The organism is Mucilaginibacter metallidurans, assembly GCF_003286435.2.
GTDB classification, from domain to species: Bacteria; Bacteroidota; Bacteroidia; order Sphingobacteriales; family Sphingobacteriaceae; genus Mucilaginibacter; species Mucilaginibacter gossypii.
The window spans coordinates 6,322,352-6,340,960 of sequence record NZ_CP043449.1 but is presented as its reverse complement, the minus strand read 5'-3'; the positions used below and the strand labels follow the sequence as shown (position 1 = coordinate 6,340,960).

Here is an 18,609-nt window from a genome sequence, read left to right as displayed (position 1 = left end):
TAGCCTGGGGCTATTTTTCAAATCGTTCCATTAATTCGTTCATCGTAAAGGTACTGATTACGGGCTTACCATTCAATGCCTGATTAGGTGACTCACAGGCAAAAAGCTGGTCGATAAGCTGGTTCATTTCCTCCAGGGATAGCTTGGTTCCTGATTTAATAGCGCCGTTACGGGCTAGTGACCTGGCCAGGTTATCCCGTTTATCTAATTTAAGGATGGCCATATTGTTTTTAAAACCTTCCAGTAAATGTTCTAAAAGCTCATGCTCACCAACGTTGTTCAGTTCGGCCGGGATACCCTCTACTACCACGGTATTTTTTCCAAATTCGCGGATATCAAAACCCAGCGACCGGATATCAGGCAAAAGCTCTTTCAATAACTCAAAATCGGCACCGTTTAGTGTTACCGACTGCGGAAATAAGCTTTGCTGGCTCACCCCCGAATGATTTTGCAGCTGTTGTAAAAAGCGTTCGTACAAAATACGCTCATGCGCGGCCTGCTGGTTAATGAGCATAAAGCCCGATTTTATTTGCGACAGGATAAACCGGTTATGGATCTGGAACAGTTGCCGCTCGCTTGGTTTACTTACATCCTGCTCATCAACCGCTATGGTTTTTTCCTCGTGGATCTCGTGCTGAAAAAGGGTTTCCTTTTTACTGATCTCATACAAAGTATCCCAGTTTTGTGGAATGGGGTCTTTTTTATAACCCCCGCTCTCCCTTAAAAATGGGTGCTCCTGCCTGGGTTTTTCTGCTTTATCTGCAAAGGGATTAAAGTTTGGATTGAAAGAAATAGTAGGGGCGATGATCTCCTCAAATGGTTTGGGGGTTATCAGGTGCTCGATACTGTTTTCCTGGTCAAAATCCAGGCTGGGCGTAATATTATATCTGCCCAATGACCGCTTCACTGCCGACCGGATTATGGCATAAATAGCCTTTTCATCCTGGTATTTGATCTCAGTTTTGGTAGGGTGTACGTTGATATCAATTTTTGAAGGGTCGATATCGATGAACAAAACATAAAACGGAAAACAATCATCGGGCAATAGTTCTTCAAACGCTGTAGTTACAGCATGATTAAGGTAGGAATCGCGGATGAAGCGGTTGTTTACAAAAAAGAACTGTTCGCCACGGGTTTTGCGCGCAAACTCGGGCTTGCCTACAAATCCACGCAGCTTAATAATGGTTGTATCTTCTTCAACAGGTACCAGCCGCTGGTTATAATTATTGCCAAACAGGTGTACTATCCTTTGTTTAAGCGTTGTGCCCGGCAAATGATAAACTTCCTGGCTATCATGGTGCAGGGTGAAAAAAATTTCGGGATGTGCCAAGGCCACACGTTGAAACTCGTCAATAATATGGCGCATCTCTACCGGGTTGCTTTTTAAAAAATTGCGGCGGGCAGGGGTATTATAAAACAGGTTTTTTATAGAGATTGATGTGCCCGCGTTAGCAGCACATGGTTCCTGGCTTATCACTTCGGAGCCTTCAATAGTTATACAACTGCCCAGTTCGTCTTCATGGCGGCGGGTTTTCAGCTCTACCTGGGCAATAGCCGCTATAGATGCCATGGCTTCACCCCTGAAACCCATGGTACGGATCGCGAACAGATCTTCGGCTTTGCGTATTTTTGAAGTTGCATGACGCTCAAAGCACATGCGGGCGTCGGTAAGGCTCATGCCGCAGCCATTATCAATAACCTGGATCAGTGATTTACCGGCATCTTTAATAATAAGCTGGATCTTATCCGCACCTGCGTCAATAGCGTTTTCTACCAATTCTTTTACCGCAGAAGCCGGTCGCTGCACTACTTCGCCCGCGGCAATCTGGTTGGCAACGGCATCCGGTAAAAGCTGAATAATGTCTGACATCTAAAAAAAATTCCCTCCAATTTCTATTTCGATGCTAAATTAAATATTTGAAGGCATAACTTTATGATTTGATAGTTGTATATACTTTTGTGGTTTAATACAATTACAATAAACATACAATTACTTTATGAAGAGACTATTGCCCGCGCTGCTATTACTGGCAGCAGCCTGCAAACAAAAGGAATACAATGCCGATATGCTGGTAAAAAACGCGGTTGTGTATACCGTTGATAGCAATTTTACAACAGCAGGCGCATTTGTAGTAAGCGGAGGCAAGATACTTGCAGTAGGCAATGCCGATTCCCTTGAACAAAAATACAACGCCCGCGAAGTGGTTGACGCACAGGGTGCCGCGGTTTATCCCGGCTTTATTGATGCCCACGCTCACTTTTATGAATATGGCATGGGCCTGCAGGAAGTAAACCTGGTAGGCACCCACAGCTGGCCCGAAATTATCGACTCGGTAAAAGCTTATGCCGAGCGTAATACCGATGGCTGGATCATTGGTAATGGCTGGGACCAAAACGACTGGACTAATAAACATTTCCCCGATAAGGCAAAGCTGGATTCGCTGTTCCCGATGAGGCCGGTGATCCTTAGCCGCGTTGACGGGCACGCCGCTATAGCCAACCAGGCCGCACTGAACATTGCCGGTGTTAAACCGGGGCAAGCCATTAACGGCGGCGAAATAGAAACCAGTAACGGGAAACTTACCGGCATTTTGGTTGACAACGCGGTAGGTATAGTTACCCGTAAAATTCCGGAACCTACAGCCGCTATTATAGATACAGCCTTGCTATCGGCGCAAAAAAATTGTTTTGCCGCTGGCTTAACTACCGTTGATGATTGCGGGCTGCCTTATACCATGATAAACACCATTGCCGAGTTGCAAAATAAAGGCGACCTGAAAATGCGCCTGTATGTGATGCTGGCCGACCGACAGGAGAATTATGACTACCTGTTTAAGAAGGGAATTATTAAAACGCCCCGTTTAAATGTAAGGGCTTTTAAAGTTTATGCCGATGGTGCCCTCGGTTCAAGAGGGGCCTGCCTGCTAAAACCCTATGCCGACTCGGCCAAATGGAGCGGCTTTTTGTTGAGTAACCCAAAGCATTTTGAAGAAATAGCTCCAAAAATAGCGGCCCGCGGTTTCCAGATGTGTACCCATGCCATTGGCGATTCGGCAGTGCGGGTAATGCTTAAGATTTATGCGGCTAATTTAAAAGGCAAAAACGACCTGAGGTGGCGTATCGAACACGCGCAGATAGTATCGCCGCAAGACCTGGACATGTTTGGCCAATACAGTATTGTCCCATCGGTACAGCCTACGCACGCGACATCAGATATGTACTGGGCAGGTAAAAGACTGGGCCCCGAACGGCTTAAAACGGCTTATGCCTATAAACAATTGTTAAAGCAAAACGGCTGGATCCCTTTGGGTACCGATTTCCCGGTTGAGAACATTAATCCGCTTTATACGTTCTATGCAGCGGTTGAGCGCAAAGATTTGAAAGGTTTCCCGGAAGGTGGTTTTCAACCTGAAAACGCCCTGAGCCGGATTGAAGCATTAAAGGGAATGACCATTTGGGCAGCCAAAGCCAATTTTGAAGAAAAAGAAAAAGGCAGCATTGAACCCGGCAAATACGCCGACTTTGTGATACTGGATAAAGATATTATGAAAGTAAAAGACAGCGAGATTCCGGCAACCAAAGTGACCCAAACCTATATAAACGGAGTTAAAGTATATGATAAAAAATAAATGGGGCCGTGTTCCTTTAGTACTATTAGGGTTTGCATTATTTAATACCGCTTGCGCGCAAAATCCGCCGTTAACAGGGCAGGCCTTCATTGCCGAAGAAAGGTTGGTTGGCAACTCCACCGTGTTACTTAACAATGCCTCATACCTGGTGCCGCTGCAAAAGCTGGAGGATTTAAAAATTGCCAGTGTGCATTTCAATAACCAGTACGCCGCCGTTTTTGATAGCCTGTTAAATAAATATAACAAGGTAGATCTGTTTGATGGCAATACCTACTCGGGCAATAAAACACTGGCTAACCTCACTTCCGATCTGAAGTTTTACAACACCATTATAGTACAGGTAAATGATGCCGATTTAAGCAATCCGGATGTGATTGACTTTATCAGTACCAATCAAAAAAACAAGAATATAATTGTCGCGGCTTTTGGCAGCGGTTCGCTATTGAGCAAGCTTGATGTTATAACCGCCCCCGTGATCTGGACAGAACGGGTATCCGGGGTATCGGCTATGTACAGTGCCGAAGCCATATTCGGCGGGGTAAGTATCTCTCAAAAATTATCTAAAAACTACAGTGCGGTTTATAAAACCGGGATGGGCTTTACTACCGAGAAAACGAGACTACAATATACTGTTCCTGAAGAAGCCGGTATAAATGCTGCCAATCTGCAGGGAATAGATAAAATAGCACAGGAAGCCATCCGCGAGCATGCTACTCCCGGCTGCGTGGTATTGGTTGCAAAAGATGGTAAGGTGATATTTAATAAAGCTTACGGTTATCACACCTATGATAATGTGATACCCGACAAGCTGACCGATATTTTTGACCTTGCCTCCATGACCAAGGTATCGGCAACTACCATGGAAACCATGCAGCTTACCGACCAGGGTAAATTAAGCCTGGAGAAAACCCTTGGCGATTACATTCCCCTTGCCCGTAAAAGCAATAAAAACGACATCCGGATCCGCGAAGTGCTGCTGCACCAGGCGGGCCTGATCCCCGATATCCAGTCGTTTGAAAAGGTAAAACCAACTGATCACAGTACAGATTCGTCTGCCGCCTATCCAACAAAAGTATCTGATCATTATTACCTGCGCAAAGACTATTATAAAGATGTAATGCTGCCCGATATGCTGAACTCGCCGTTAAAAACGCGCGGGCAATATGTGTATAGTGATGTTAGTATGCTATTTATGCAAGAGGTTGTTGAAAACATTACTGCCGTGCCGCTCAACATTTATGTACAGCAGCATTTTTATACTCCGCTGGGAATGCAAACTGCAGGCTTCTTACCCTTATACCGCTTTACACCCGACAGGATAATCCCTACCGAAAATGATAAGGAGTACCGCATGTCATTACTTGATGGATATGTACATGACCCAACAGCAGCGCTTTTAGGTGGCGTTGCCGGGCATGCCGGTTTATTTGGCAGTGCCAATGATGTGGCCATATTATACCAGATGGTTTTAAACAAGGGGAGTTATGGCGGTGCCCAATATTTTAAGCCGGAGGTTGTTGACCTGTTCACCTCCAAACAATCGCCGGTGAGCCGCCGCGGACTGGGCTTTGACCGCTGGGACCCGATAGCCGAAAGACATTATCCTTCAAAACTGGCATCAGATCAGGCTTTTGGACATACCGGTTTTACAGGCACCTGTATCTGGGTTGATCCTAAATATAACCTGGTATATGTATTCCTGTCAAACAGGGTGAACCCCTCGGTGTCCAGTAAATTGGGCAGCCTTAATATCAGGCCGAGGATTCAGGACGTGGTATATGAGGCTATAACTAAAGGGTTGTAAGGGAATTTCGAAATTAGGGATTTTGATTTCGGATTTGCCCCATTATTTGCAGGGGCTGTATCGGGTTGTATTTTAGACAGATTTGACGGTTGAAATAAAAACGGGTATATTTGATATATGACAACATTAACCATACATCCTGCAGATGCAGATCAGGAAACTGCTATCCGGATTTTTTTGGATGCCCTGCATGTTGATTATAAAACGAGCGAAATAACGGATGATACTGCTTACTTGCTTTCTTCAGAAGCAAATGCTCAGCATCTGCAAAAATCAATTGAGCAAGAGCATCAAGGTAAAGTCACCAAACTTAACCTTGATGATATATAGAAGCTATAAATTTTACCGACGAAGCGCTGGCTGATCTCGAATACAGGAAGAAGAGCGGAAATATCATTATTCTTAAACGGATTCGTCAATTGATCCAGGCAATACAAATTGATCCGTTCAAAGGTATCGGTAAACCTGAAGCACTAAAACACAACCTTTCGGGTGCATGGTCAAGGCGTATTAACCAGGAACATCGTATTGTTTACAAAGTAGAAGACCATATTATAACAGTTTACTCACTTAGATTTCATTATACGAAATAATATCCCATATCTTGGGAGAGAAGTTATCCTGAAATAAAATACCTCTGGATTTTTATCATATAACTAAACTGGCTGATGGTCATCTTTTAAATAAAAACCCTAAATTTATTTAATTCCGAAATCGAATATCCGCAATCCCAAATCAGAACGATGCGCTATTTCACGATCCTGCCACCGGCCGAGCTTAAACCCTATGTAAGATTTTACTGGGTGCTTGAGCATGAACTGGAGCCGGATCATTCGTCATATATTTATCGCTCTGTTGCTGATGCCTGTGCCGAATTGGTATTTCACTACCGTTCATCGTTTAATGAATTGAATGAGAAGAATGAGCAAAGCCCAAGCTTATCGGGCATTCAATTTCAAACTACACAATACCGCAGGTTTATAACAACCGAAAGCTTTGGCATTTTTGGTGCCTATATTTATCCTTTTGCCGTGCCTTATTTTTTTAATACCCCCAGCAGCCAAACCAGCAACCTCGCATTTGATTTCGATACGTTTTTAAGCCGGCCCGGCCGGGAGCTGGAAGAGCAGATCATGTTAGCCGGAAATAACTATAAACGGGCAGAGATCCTGTCTGCATTTTTAATAGCCCGGTTACGTCAAAATGTGTTAAAAGACGATCGCATAGCGGTAGCGATCAGGGATGTGATCCACAATAAACAATACAGAACGGTTGCTCAACTGGCTGATGCCTATAATTTATCGGCACGGCAGTTCGACCGTAAATTTAAGGAGTCCGCGGGCTTTAGCCCCAAAACCTATATGCGGCTCACGCGCCTTCAGGATGCCCTGACTCAATATAATGCAAATAAAACATTAACGCAGATAGCGCTGGAATGCGGATATTACGACCAGTCGCACTTTATTCATGACGTGAAGGAGTTTACTGGCTATCATCCGGGTTTTTATTTTTCAGGCAAGGCCGAGGGAACTGAATACCGGAATGCATAATGTCTGGTTTTTACAATTTTGAGAACAGGGGGACAGCTAATTTTGAGAAAAAAACAAATTATGGCAACAATACACATCCCCGAAAATTACCAGGCTGTCATGCCTTACCTCATTGTTAAAAACGGTGCTCAGTTTATCGGGTTTACCCAAAGTGTTTTTGGCGCAACCGAACAATTTAAAACCATGCGCGACGAACATACCATTATGCACGCCGAGATTAATATAAACGGCAGCACCATCATGTTTGCCGATTGTACCGATACTTACCAACAGCAAAATGCAGGTATGTTTGTATACGTAGAAAACTGTGACGAAACTTACCAGAAGGCCCTTGATAACGGAGCCGAAAGCATCATGTCGCCGGCCGATCAACCATACGGCAGGAGCGCAGGGGTAAAAGACCCGTTCGGAAATACATGGTGGATTACTAACCCGTTATAAATAATCTAATTTATGGAACTTACACGGTGATATAAAAAGGAGGTTTGGAGTAAGTGGTAATGTGAGGTTTGCTGTTGACGGCTATTTTGTTGACGATGAAAGTATGCTCATTTCGGCGCAGGACATCAACGAAATAAACCTAACCTGGAAAAAGAATAAAGATGGGTCGCCGGATGTGACGATCAACATATGGATACTGGCGCCTGAAGCCCGCAAAGGCCCTGTTGCCGGAAGGCGCCCAACTGATAAACCCGGTGAAATTTACATAAGGGGATTGGTATCAAAATAATTTTATTTCGGATAAAATCTTTTCCTTTGCCGGTCGTCATACATATAATATATGTACGCTTTTATTTTAGCATTACACTCTCTTACGCGCTGGTTTGTTATGGCCAGCCTGCTTTTTGCCATTTATCGCGCTTACAGCGGATGGCTTACTAACAAAAGCTATTCAAAATTTGACGACCGTACACGGGTTATTACCACCAATATTGCCCATATCCAGCTAACTATTGGGCTCTGGCTGTATTTCATCAGTCCGATAGCCAATTACTTCATCAGCCATTTTAAAGAGGCGGTGCACGAGCGGCAGATCAGGTTTTTTGGCATGGAGCACGTTACCATGATGCTGATCGGCATTACGCTGATCACCATTGCCTCATCAAAAGCCAAACGAAAAACACTTGATAAGGACAAATTTAAAACCACGGCCATTTGGCTAACCATTGCCCTGCTGGTTATTTTAAGTTCCATCCCCTGGTCGTTTTCGCCGTTAATCAGCCGCCCGTTATTCAGGCCGTTTTAAATACCGGGCCTTGAAAACTGAGCGGTCATCTTATTTAAGGGCGAACCACCTCACTCAGCAACATCAATCACCAACTTACCGTTCGCCTTACCATTCTCTAATATCTCGTGGGCTTGATTGGCCGTAGCCAATGTAAATGTACGCTCATCTACCAGCGGAACAATTTTGCCGGCTTCAACAAGTTTTGCGGCCTCCTGCATAATTTCACCATGATGTTTGCGCCCTCTACCGGTGAGCATCGGCATCAAAGTAAACACTCCTGAGTATGTAGCTCCCCGGAATGATAAGGGCGCCAGCTTATGCTCTCCCCAGCCCAGGCAACTTACCACATGACCAGTATAATAACGCACCGCATTAAATGATGCATCTAAAGTGGCTCCGCCCAGGGTATCATATACAATATCAAACCCTTCGCCGTTAGTATAATTGTTCACATATTCTTCAACAGTTGTGGCACGATAATCGATAAAAGTAGCGCCAATGCTTTCAATATATTGCTGTTGGGCCGCACTGCCGGTAGCATATACATCCGCACCAAAGGCTTTCGCTACCTGAACCGCTAAATGGCCAACGCCTCCGGCACCACCATGTACCAGCACTTTTTGTCCCTCATGCACATTTGCCCTGTCTACAAGGCCTTCCCAGGCAGTTATAAAATTAAGCGGCATCGAAGCCGCCTGTCTGAAACTTAAGTGAGATGGTTTAATAGCAAGCAGGTCTGCATCAAAGGCAGCATATTGCGCGTAAGTACCCTGTAGCCCACCAATACCACCGGCAAGGCCATACACTTCATCGCCAGGTTTAAAAGTATTTACATCAGCACCAACTGCTTCAACTATGCCGGCAAAGTCCATCCCTAAAATGGCAGGTAAGGGCTGCCTGGCATGTCCGCCTTTACCGGTACGGATCTTATTATCCAATACGCTGACGCCGCTGGCTATAATACGCACCAGTACCTGGCCTTTGGAGGCAATTGGGCGGTCAACTACGGTTATTGTGAAAGGCGCATTTGCTTCAGGAGCGATAAGGGCCTGCATTGTTGTATTTTGAGTTTCCATTGTGTTGTTGTTTAATTACAATACAAAATTATACAAGCGGTCAGCCATATTCCTTGTACAATCCCTCGTAACATTTGTACATTTACACTATGGTAAAAGATAATTTATACCAGCCTTTTGAAGTTGTTTTGCGCGAACCACTCAGCGCCTGTCCCCGCAGCGAACACTCACACAGCTTTTTCGAGTTTATTTATATCATAAGCGGCACCGGAAAGCAGTGCATAAACAAAAGCAAGTTTACCTATAAACCCGGTCACCTGTTTTTACTTACACCTGATGATTCACATTATTTTGAGATACTAACCGAAACACAGTTCCTGTTTATCCGCTTTAACCCACTTTACATTAAAGATCGTGACCTTAGCAACGAAACAGCCGAGCATCTCAATTTTTTGCTAAAAAACGCAGGCCAGGCACCGGGATGTATATTAAAAACCGATGAAGACAAGGCCGTTGTAAAACCCATTATGCAGGCCATCATCAGTGAAAAAGAAAAAAAAGGGCTTTACAGTAGAGCGCTCCTGCAGCAATATATCAATACGGTTATAGTAATCGCCGCCCGTAATGTGGCTATGAGCATGCCCGATGAAGTTAGTGAGGCCACCGAAGAAAAAACACTTGATATCCTGCAATACATCCAGGCCAACATCTACTTCCCTGAAAAACTAAAAGCTAAAGTCATAGCCGATAAAGCCGGGATCTCTGAAAACTACCTCAGCCAGTATTTTAAAAAACATACCGGCGAATCCATGCAGCAGTATATAATCAATTACAAACTGAAGCTGATTGAGAACCGTTTACTGCACAGCAACATGCGTATGGTTGAAATTGCCAATGAGCTTGGTTTTAATGATGAGAGCCACCTGAACCGTATTTTTAAAAAATACAGACATATGAACCCTTCGGATTTTAGGAAAGCGGGAGGAGAATTGCATACCCTTGTTTAATACGTTAAAGCCCGTCAGTTTTATATTAACGACCCAACAAAAACAAGAATTATATTTTAAAAATCGCCATGAATTGAAAATTTGATTAAAATATCTTCAAAAATTTCAAAATAATTTGCTTTTTTATCAAAAACACTTCATAAATTACAATTCTGAAAGATAACTGATTGTCAATTTTTAATTTATTGTAATTTTTTCATGGAAGAATCAGCTTATTTTGACAAATACAGCCCAATTGATAATGTTTGGGACGAAATGTATGGCTTGGATGCTAATGTTCGGGAGCATTACCGTAAAGTTATAGACTACATTTCGAAGGAATCGGCCGACGACCTGAACAAAAAGGAGGAGCTTGCCAAGCGTCTTTTCATGAGCCAGGGCATCACCTTTACCGTTTATAACAGCGGCGAAGGCATTGAAAAGATCTTTCCTTTTGATATTATCCCCCGTATCATCACTGCCGATGAATGGGCTTTTGTTGAGCGTGGCATCAAGCAGCGCCTTAACGCGCTTAATTTATTTCTGAAGGATATATACCACAATCAGTTTATAGTAAAGGACGGCATAGTACCTATTGATATTATTTATTCGTGTCCGCACTTTCTGCGCGAGATGTACCAGCTCCAGGTGCCTTATGATATTTATGTACATATTTCGGGCATCGACCTTATCCGTGATGAAGACGGCACTTTTTACGTGCTCGAAGATAACCTGCGCACCCCATCGGGCGTAAGTTATATGCTCGAGAACAGGGAGATCACCAAACGCTTATTTCCCGACCTGCTGCCGCAATGCAGTGTGCGCAGCGTTACCGAATATCCGTCAATATTATATAAAAACCTGCTGGCGCTTTCACCCCGGCAGATCCATAACCCAACTATTGTTTTACTTACGCCTGGTATTTATAATTCGGCCTATTTTGAGCATACCACGCTGGCCCGCCTGATGGGGGTTGAATTGGTAGAAGGACGCGACCTGGTAGTGAACAACCATAAGGTGTACATGAAAACCACCACCGGGCTGCAACAGGTTGATGTGATCTACCGCCGGGTGGACGATGAGTTTCTCGATCCCCTGGTATTTAACCCGGCAAGTATGCTTGGCGTAGCAGGCCTTATGGGAGCTTACCGTAAAGGCAATGTAGCCATAGTAAATGCTACAGGCACAGGCGTTGCCGACGATAAGGCAGTTTATGCCTATGTGCCCGATATGATCCGCTATTATCTGAACGAAGAGCCCATACTCAAAAACGTGCCAACACACCAGTTAGGCAATCCGGATGAACGCGAAATGGTATTTAAAAACCTCAATAAAATGGTGGTTAAGAAAACCAATGGCAGCGGCGGCTACGGGATGTTGATGGGGCATGCGGCAAGCGAGCAGGAAATAGATGAATATAAAAAGGAAATCCTGAAAGATCCGCGTAATTTCATAGCACAGCCAACCATCAGTCTTTCGGCGGCACCATGTTACATGCAGGGCGAACTAAAGCCACGCAGGGTTGATTTAAGGCCTTACGCGCTGTACGGCCCCGATGGCATTGAAATTGTCCCAGGCGGCCTAACCCGTGTGGCGTTAAAAGAAGGGTCACTGGTGGTAAACAGCTCGCAGGGTGGCGGCAGTAAGGACACGTGGGTGTTAAGCCCCCCGACCCCCTAAAGGGGGAGGAATTGCAGAGTGTATGCTTTTTAATTTTTTTTCCTGGGAGAGAAGTTGTGCAGGCCAAAAACTTAATTGAACAAAGTAATTAAAATATAAACAACAAAATACCGGCGACAAAACCGCCGGCATAATCATTCCCCCTTTAGGGGGTTAGGGGGCTTTTATGTTAAGCAGGGTTGCAGCAAGTTTTTATTGGTTAAGCCGTTACATTGAGCGCAGCGATGGTATGCTGCGGATGCTCAAAATTAATTATGCCTCATCGCAGGATACGGTGCAGGAATTTACCTGGGAACCTGTAATGAGGATTTTTGCAGGACTAAACGCCGGCGAAGCCGAAAAACTGGACAACGACAGCCGGTCGGTTTTAAAGTATATGGTTACCGGGAAAAATAATCCTAATTCCATACTCAACATCATCACACTGGCACGAGAAAACGCCCGCGGTGTACAGGAGCACATCACCAAAGACCTTTGGCAATGCCTGAATGAATATTACCACACTGTAAAAGATCCGCGGTTGGAACGCGCCCTGCACCGGGAAGACCCGATAGGGGTACTGGACGTGCTGATAAAACAAGTAATGCTTTATTACGGCACAGTGGAGATTACTATGGAGCGCGGCGAAGGCCGTGCATTTATGAACATTGGCAAATACCTGGAGCGGGCCATCCAGTCGGTTGATATTTTGGATACTAAATTCAGCTCGATAAGTGATAACCCCGATCTGCTTACTGATACCACTTACTGGAAACACCTGCTGCTTTCATTGGGTGGCTACGAGCTCTATTTGAAAACATATCGCGAAGGTTTTGAGGCCGAAAACGTTTTGGAGCAGGTTGTACTGAACAACGATTTTCCGCGCTCGGTTATTTATTCGGTAAATAATATTCAGCGCTATTTCGACAGATTGAAGAATGACAGCAATGCCGATGACTACAGGGAAATGTCGTTTCAGATAGGCCGGTTGCAAAGCCGCATAAAATACAGTTCGGTAAAAAGTATCAAACAGGAGGGCTTGCACTTGTTCCTCACCCAGATCAGGAGTGAGCTATACGGCATAGGCAATTCACTAAACCAACATTACTTTGCTAATTCATAAATTTAATTTGAAAATGTGTCGATTTGAAAATTTGAAGATGCTCCTACCCTAAATCATTTTCAAATCTTCAAATTATCCAATTAACTAATTCAAGAAATAATGCCTGAATTTAAGATCCAACATATCACCAAATACACCTATGAAGGCCCTGTTCGTGACAGTGCCAACCAAATCATCCTGTTCCCGATAAAAGATGAATACCAGGAAGTGGTAAAACAGGAGCTAAATATAACAGGTAGCCCGGTTGTTGATACTCATATCGATTACTATGGCAACGAGGTTGGCAGTTTCACCTACAGCAACCAGCACAACATGCTGGTCATTAACTCAAAGCTGGTTGTCATTACCCGCCAGCGCCCCCTTCCGGTTAATGATATTTTTCCGGAGCAGCAATGGGAGGATCTTAAACGGCTTCAATACATGGTGCCCTATATTGATTTTTTAAAGCAGGAATATTTTGAAGGCCTGCCCGAGCTACAGGAAATAGTTGAACAGGAACGGCGTAAAGATGAAACCCCCTTTCAGATAGCACTTCGTTTTTGCAGCTGGGTTTACAAAAACTTTGAGTACATCAAAGGCGTTACCACGGTTGAAACTACACTGGATGAAGTATGGAAACTTAAAGCCGGCGTTTGCCAGGATTTTGCCCATATTTTAATGGTGATGCTCCGCCAGCTTAAAATACCATCCCGTTATGTAAGCGGCTATATCTGCACCCATAGCAGCGCTATGCGCGGCGAAGGTGCAACCCATGCCTGGGCCGAAGTGTATGTGCCCGACTATGGCTGGCTTGGCATCGACCCTACAAATAACTGTATTGCCAATGAAACCCACGTACGCCTGGCTGTGGGCCGCAATTTTTCAGATTGTTCGCCGGTTAAAGGTGTTTATAAAGGCGCTTACGGCCACAAGCTGGAAGTATCAGTAATTGTTGACGATGCAGATACTATTGTTTTTGAGGATAAAACCCACGAATCGCCGGCTATGCACGCGGTAGCCGAATTTCCTAAAAACAGCTATCAGCGATATATGGAGATCATTCAACAACAGCAGCAACAACAGCAACAGTAGGTTAGTTGGCAGTGGCAGTTTTCAGTTGGCGGTAGCAGCGGAGAAATTGTTGTCACACCAACAATGGTACAGGGAATCCCTTATTCAGGTAAATCAACGTCAAGGCTCTGATAAAAAGCAACAAGGCCCGGTGCTATTACATGTACATCGTGCTGTTCTTCAATTAAACGGCGGGCGTTGAGGCCAATATTACGGCAAAATTCTTCGTCGGTAATACAGCGTTCAATAGCATCATAAAACTCCTGCCGGTTATTAGCAATAAGGATATTAGTGCCATTGGTAAAATTGATGCCTTCGGCACCTAATGAGGTAGAGATAATGCATTTTTCCATCGCCATGCCCTCTACTATTTTAACCCGCATGCCACCGCTTGAAAGCAAGGGCACCACCATAATAGCCTTACTGTTCACAAACTCAGAAGCATCGTCAACCTCACCCTGGATAAAGATCTTTCCCATCGCTTCATACTCATCAAAGCTATCGGGGATATTATGCCCGGCAACATAAAATTTTACGCGGAGGTCGCCCTCGGTAAGGTCTTTATAAAAATTCTCAATAAACCATTCAATCCCTTCCCGGTTGGGCATCCAATCTAACGAACCTAAAAAAAACAAACTTGGGAACTCCGTTTTATTATAGTCCGGCTTATAATCGGTCAGGGAAATACCTACTGGAAAAATATCAACCGGAATGGTAACACCGTAGGACAACAGCGTTTTTTTATCTTCATTGGTAAATACAGCAATGGCATCAAATTTATTAAGCTGCTGCAGTTCATAATCTTTCACCCGGCGGGCCAGCAAATGCAGGTACCACTTCTTAAACAGGTCGGTTTTTCGTTGTGCCAGCCTCATCCATACCTGGTGTTCAATATTATGCGACCGGTAAATTAACCTGGCTTTTGTATGCTTACGCATAGCGGCCAGGTAAGGCGTTACAAACAGGCCTTCAAACTGGATAACATCGTATGATGTCTGGCGCAATTCGCGTAGCAGGAGTTTTTCAAATTCAGCATTGTAATAACGATCAACGTTGTTTGATTTTTTGCTGAACAGGTTGGTTATGGAATCAAGTACCGATATATTAATGTTAATGTCATATGATGTGTACCTGATCTTCTGCATCAGCTCATCTTCGCCTGTTTGTACACTACCATGATATCTTTTCCCGTTTAAAGCAACCAATGCAACTTCATGTCCAAGTGCAATCAGCCCTTTTATGGTATTGCAAACCACAATAGCGTAACCGCCATTCTGCGGAAATGGGACACGATGAGTTAAAATTAGGATCTTCAAACGGCGGATTTGGTTTTTAACAAAAATACCATCCTGAACGTGGTATTCAAAACTTCATTAAAAAATACTTAACTGCGGGTCGGTTACCCTGAAAGTACGGCGGTGATAGGGTGTAAAACCAATCTTCATTACGGTTTCACGATGCCTTATGGTTGGATAGCCTTTGTTGGTATGCCATTCATATTCCGGGTGTTCGGCCGCTATTTGCATCATATAATCGTCGCGGTAGGTTTTAGCCAGGATAGATGCGGCCGCTATGCTGAAATATTTTCCATCGCCTTGTATAATACACTCATGTGGGATGTTCCGGTACTTTTTGAAGCGATTGCCGTCGATGATCAGGAACTGAGGTTCAAGATGTAATTTTTCGATGGCCCGGTGCATCGCCAGGAATGATGCATTGAGAATGTTAATCTCATCTATCTCCAGATTATCAACAGATGCTACGGCATAAGCCACCGCTTTTTCCTCAATTTCGGCCCGAAGCCGGTACCTTATCTCTTCGGTAACTTGTTTGGAATCGTTTAGCAGGTGATGATCAAAATCAGGCGGTAAAATAACTGCGGCGGCAAATACAGGCCCGGCCAAACATCCTCGTCCCGCTTCATCGCATCCTGCTTCCAAAAATTCGTACTGGTACCTGGCTGATAACATCCGGTAAATATAATAAGAGTTGTAAACGTGTTAGTAAAACAATTAGTATGATGTATTTTTCAACATGTAGTTAACGCACCCTTTACTTAAAAAATTTTTAGCGTAAGCAGGGTAATATCATCAATGGGCTTGCTTTTATAAACGTTGCTCAAATAATCCAACAGCGCCTGATTAAAATTATCGGGCGATAGCTCGCCATGCGCAAGCACAAAATCAAGTAATTTATCCTCATTCCATATTTTGGTGCTGGGCGATTCAAAATCCATGAGCCCATCCGTATAGTTAAAGATCAGGCTGCCGGGCTCCACATCAACTTCGCCCTCGTTTAAAAAAGGCAGATCTTCAAAAACCCCAATCATGGTGGTACCCAGTTTAAGTGGAATGGCACCGCCTTCTGAATAAAGTATAGTTGGGTTGTGCCCCGCATTGATATAATTAAGCCGTCGTTTTTTTTGATTATATCGCGCAAGGAACAGAGTGATAAACCGTTCGCCTTTGGTATTGCTGAGTACAATCTTATTTAAACGGTCAATAATATTGGTCAAATCATCCTCAACCGCCGCCCAGGCATGCAGGCTGGCCTGGAAATTGGCCATCAGCAAAGCAGCCGAAATACCCTTACCCGATACATCGGCAATACACCATAAAAACTCATGCTCATTAAGGCGGATAAAATCAAAATAATCACCGCCGATGTTTTGATGCGGAAGATACTTAGCCCCAATCTCCACACTATCATCTTTATGTTCACGCATGGGGATCAGCATATTCTGCACTTCCACCGCAAGCTCCATCTCGCGCAAAAAACGTTCTGATTGCAGCCGTTCGCGGAAAAGTTTTTTATTTTCAAGCGCCACAATGATCACGTTCATCAGCGTTTGGATGAAATTGAGATCATTGTTAAGCATCTCGCCCGAGGTATTAAAATCGCCGATAAGGGCATAGGCAAGAGCTTTGCTTTTGTGATATACCGGGATAAAGTAATTGTATTTTTTAAGGAGGGGGTCGCGATGCCCGGCAATAGCTATAGGCGCTTTAACTTTACTCAGCTTTTTACACGCACGGGCCAGCACTACCGATGATTCAACGTCGCCGCCATACTTAGCTATACAGGCAAATTTATCATCCTTTTCAATCAAAAACCTGAGTTTACCTACCTGCAAATAGTTTTGCAGAATAACTTCCAGCATTTGAATGAGAATAGGAGTAGCGGTATTTTTGTTTATGGCCCGCGTTATTTCCAATAAAGAATTTAATTCCGACTGCCGTTTGAGCAAAAGCCTGATCAATTCGTCTTCGCCGGAACCGTCGTCTATATTCAGCATATTGATATAAGTACGCTGACTAAAATAGAAGAAATAATTTTTAAATACGAGTACTTTGTGATTTTATATCAAAGGCATCGCGCAAGCCAACGGTTACCAGGTTAAAAGCATAAACCAGCAGCATAATGGCCATACCAGGAATGATAGCCAAAAAAGCCGAGTCCATAACAATATAACCATAATGTTCCTTGATCATGCCGCCCCAGGTTGGCATAGGCGGTTGTGCGCCAAAACCCAAAAAGCTAAGCCCCGCCTCTAAAAGTATAGCCGAGGCAAAGTTTGAGGAGGCCAAAACCAGTATTGGCCCGGTTATGTTGGGCAAAATATGTTTAGCTATAATGCGCTTGTTGCTAAAACCTAATGCCCGTGCGGCCTCAATGTACTCCACCTGTTTAAGGCCCATTACCTGGCCGCGCACCAGGCGCGCCACTTCAACCCACATGGAAAGGCCAACGGCTATAAATATTTGCCATAATCCTTTACCCAGCGCAAATGATATGGCGATCACCAATAACAGGGCAGGCAGTGCCCATAAAATATTCATCAGCCAGCTTAATGAGGAATCAACCCATCCTCCAAAATAACCCGCTACAGCCCCTACAGTTACGCCCAGCAGCATACTGATGATAACCGACATCAAACCAACAGCGAGCGAGATCCGTGTGCCCAGCAACAGGCGGCTTAGCATATCCCTACCATAGCCATCAGTACCAAGTAAAAAGGTTTTAGCCCCGATATTCTCCTCCCGTAAGCGGGCTTCAAACTTTTGATAAACAGCCGGGATTGCAGGCAGGGCAATTGTTTGGCCGTTATAATTAAAAATAACCTTCCCGTTTTTATAAACCGGCTTTTGCCCGGTCATTACCTCAAAAATATTGTAGGCTTTTTTCTCGGGCTTATCTTCATCGCCAATATATCCATTAACGTAAATAGAATCTTTAACGAAATGATACCCGGTAACGGGAACTTCTTTATAAAACGACGGCTGCCCATACAGCATCCTGCTGAACAAATTTACGGTATCAACAGCCTCCGCTTTCCTGAGCTTTAACATCATATAGGTTGAGCCCGGCTTTTTTATACTGAGCTGTATGATCATATTATTGGCCTGGGGCGTATCATCGGGCATAATGAGGTAGCCCAGTATCGCAACAAGCAGCGTAAGCAGGATAAATGCAAGCCCGCCTAAAGCAATTTTATTACGCTTAAAAACACGCCAGGTGCGTTTTGCTGGTGTAATTTCGGCCAATGTGTTAATAGTTCATGTGT

The 18,609-nt window shown here is 44.2% G+C and carries 18 protein-coding genes; 12 read left to right on the top strand and 6 right to left on the bottom strand.

The genetic code is table 11. The features are described 5' to 3' along the window. Positions 1–10: 10 nt before the first annotated feature. Entirely contained in the window at positions 11–1,870 is a 1,860-nt protein-coding gene (gene mutL, locus DIU38_RS27205; RefSeq protein WP_090532576.1) for a DNA mismatch repair endonuclease MutL, read from the bottom strand. A 127-nt stretch (positions 1,871–1,997) separates the two neighbouring features. On the opposite strand from mutL, the gene DIU38_RS27200 reads away from it, so the two are divergent. The 8 genes from DIU38_RS27200 (at position 1,998) to DIU38_RS27165 (ending at position 8,229) form a co-directional block, all read left to right on the top strand. After that, positions 1,998–3,629: an amidohydrolase gene (locus DIU38_RS27200; protein ID WP_112655633.1), complete on the top strand. Its 1,632-nt coding sequence runs from the start codon at positions 1,998–2,000 to the stop codon at positions 3,627–3,629. Continuing rightward, the gene (locus DIU38_RS27195) at positions 3,616–5,433 is read left to right on the top strand and encodes a serine hydrolase domain-containing protein (protein WP_112655635.1); all 1,818 of its coding nucleotides are present in this window, start codon (positions 3,616–3,618) and stop codon (positions 5,431–5,433) included. The genes DIU38_RS27200 and DIU38_RS27195 overlap by 14 nt, the downstream gene beginning before the upstream one ends. A gap of 117 nt (positions 5,434–5,550) precedes the next feature. Beyond that, the gene (locus DIU38_RS27190; RefSeq protein ID WP_112655637.1) at positions 5,551–5,763 is read left to right on the top strand and encodes a type II toxin-antitoxin system Phd/YefM family antitoxin; all 213 of its coding nucleotides are present in this window, start codon (positions 5,551–5,553) and stop codon (positions 5,761–5,763) included. Then, positions 5,760–6,026 (top strand): Txe/YoeB family addiction module toxin, encoded by a 267-nt coding sequence (locus DIU38_RS27185; RefSeq protein ID WP_112655639.1) that lies wholly within the window; start codon positions 5,760–5,762, stop codon positions 6,024–6,026. Before DIU38_RS27190 ends, DIU38_RS27185 begins: the two co-directional genes overlap by 4 nt. Before the next feature lie 150 nt (positions 6,027–6,176). Next, the gene (locus tag DIU38_RS27180) at positions 6,177–6,983 is read left to right on the top strand and encodes a response regulator transcription factor (protein ID WP_112655641.1); all 807 of its coding nucleotides are present in this window, start codon (positions 6,177–6,179) and stop codon (positions 6,981–6,983) included. A 60-nt stretch (positions 6,984–7,043) separates the two neighbouring features. Next, positions 7,044–7,424 carry a VOC family protein gene (locus DIU38_RS27175; protein WP_208057686.1) on the top strand — a complete coding sequence of 127 codons (381 nt, stop codon included), beginning with the start codon at positions 7,044–7,046 and terminating at the stop codon, positions 7,422–7,424. Between the two features lie 61 nt (positions 7,425–7,485). Further along, complete coding sequence (locus tag DIU38_RS27170) at positions 7,486–7,713, top strand: hypothetical protein (RefSeq protein WP_112655643.1); 228 nt, start codon at positions 7,486–7,488, stop codon at positions 7,711–7,713. A 51-nt stretch (positions 7,714–7,764) separates the two neighbouring features. Beyond that, entirely contained in the window at positions 7,765–8,229 is a 465-nt protein-coding gene (locus tag DIU38_RS27165; protein ID WP_112655645.1) for a hypothetical protein, read from the top strand. Between the two features lie 50 nt (positions 8,230–8,279). Here DIU38_RS27165 and DIU38_RS27160 read toward each other — a convergent pair whose 3' ends face one another. Further along, positions 8,280–9,287 carry a zinc-dependent alcohol dehydrogenase family protein gene (locus DIU38_RS27160; protein ID WP_208057688.1) on the bottom strand — a complete coding sequence of 336 codons (1,008 nt, stop codon included), beginning with the start codon at positions 9,285–9,287 and terminating at the stop codon, positions 8,280–8,282. An 89-nt stretch (positions 9,288–9,376) separates the two neighbouring features. On the opposite strand from DIU38_RS27160, the gene DIU38_RS27155 reads away from it, so the two are divergent. The 4 genes from DIU38_RS27155 (at position 9,377) to DIU38_RS27140 (ending at position 14,066) form a co-directional block, all read left to right on the top strand. Further along, positions 9,377–10,234 carry an AraC family transcriptional regulator gene (locus DIU38_RS27155; protein ID WP_112655647.1) on the top strand — a complete coding sequence of 286 codons (858 nt, stop codon included), beginning with the start codon at positions 9,377–9,379 and terminating at the stop codon, positions 10,232–10,234. A gap of 198 nt (positions 10,235–10,432) precedes the next feature. Continuing rightward, positions 10,433–11,893, top strand: a complete 1,461-nt coding sequence (locus DIU38_RS27150; RefSeq protein WP_112655649.1) for a circularly permuted type 2 ATP-grasp protein — start codon at positions 10,433–10,435, stop codon at positions 11,891–11,893. Positions 11,894–12,059: 166 nt separating this feature from the next. Then, the gene (locus DIU38_RS27145) at positions 12,060–12,995 is read left to right on the top strand and encodes an alpha-E domain-containing protein (RefSeq protein WP_090532596.1); all 936 of its coding nucleotides are present in this window, start codon (positions 12,060–12,062) and stop codon (positions 12,993–12,995) included. A 99-nt stretch (positions 12,996–13,094) separates the two neighbouring features. Then, complete coding sequence (locus tag DIU38_RS27140) at positions 13,095–14,066, top strand: transglutaminase family protein (RefSeq protein WP_112655651.1); 972 nt, start codon at positions 13,095–13,097, stop codon at positions 14,064–14,066. An 80-nt stretch (positions 14,067–14,146) separates the two neighbouring features. On the opposite strand, the gene DIU38_RS27135 is transcribed toward DIU38_RS27140, so the two are convergent. The 4 genes from DIU38_RS27135 to DIU38_RS27120 form a co-directional block, all read right to left on the bottom strand. Then, on the bottom strand, positions 14,147–15,361 hold the full coding sequence (locus DIU38_RS27135; RefSeq protein ID WP_112655653.1) for a glycosyltransferase family 4 protein: 1,215 nt from the start codon (positions 15,359–15,361) through the stop codon (positions 14,147–14,149). A gap of 57 nt (positions 15,362–15,418) precedes the next feature. Beyond that, a complete protein-coding gene (locus tag DIU38_RS27130; RefSeq protein WP_112655655.1) occupies positions 15,419–16,015 on the bottom strand; it encodes a ribonuclease HII in 597 nt (198 codons plus the stop codon). 86 nt (positions 16,016–16,101) lie between these two features. Next, positions 16,102–17,340 (bottom strand): PP2C family protein-serine/threonine phosphatase, encoded by a 1,239-nt coding sequence (locus DIU38_RS27125; RefSeq protein WP_112655657.1) that lies wholly within the window; start codon positions 17,338–17,340, stop codon positions 16,102–16,104. A gap of 40 nt (positions 17,341–17,380) precedes the next feature. Beyond that, positions 17,381–18,589, bottom strand: coding sequence for an ABC transporter permease (locus DIU38_RS27120; RefSeq protein WP_112655659.1), 1,209 nt, complete (start codon positions 18,587–18,589; stop codon positions 17,381–17,383). Between the last annotated feature and the right edge of the window lie 20 nt (positions 18,590–18,609).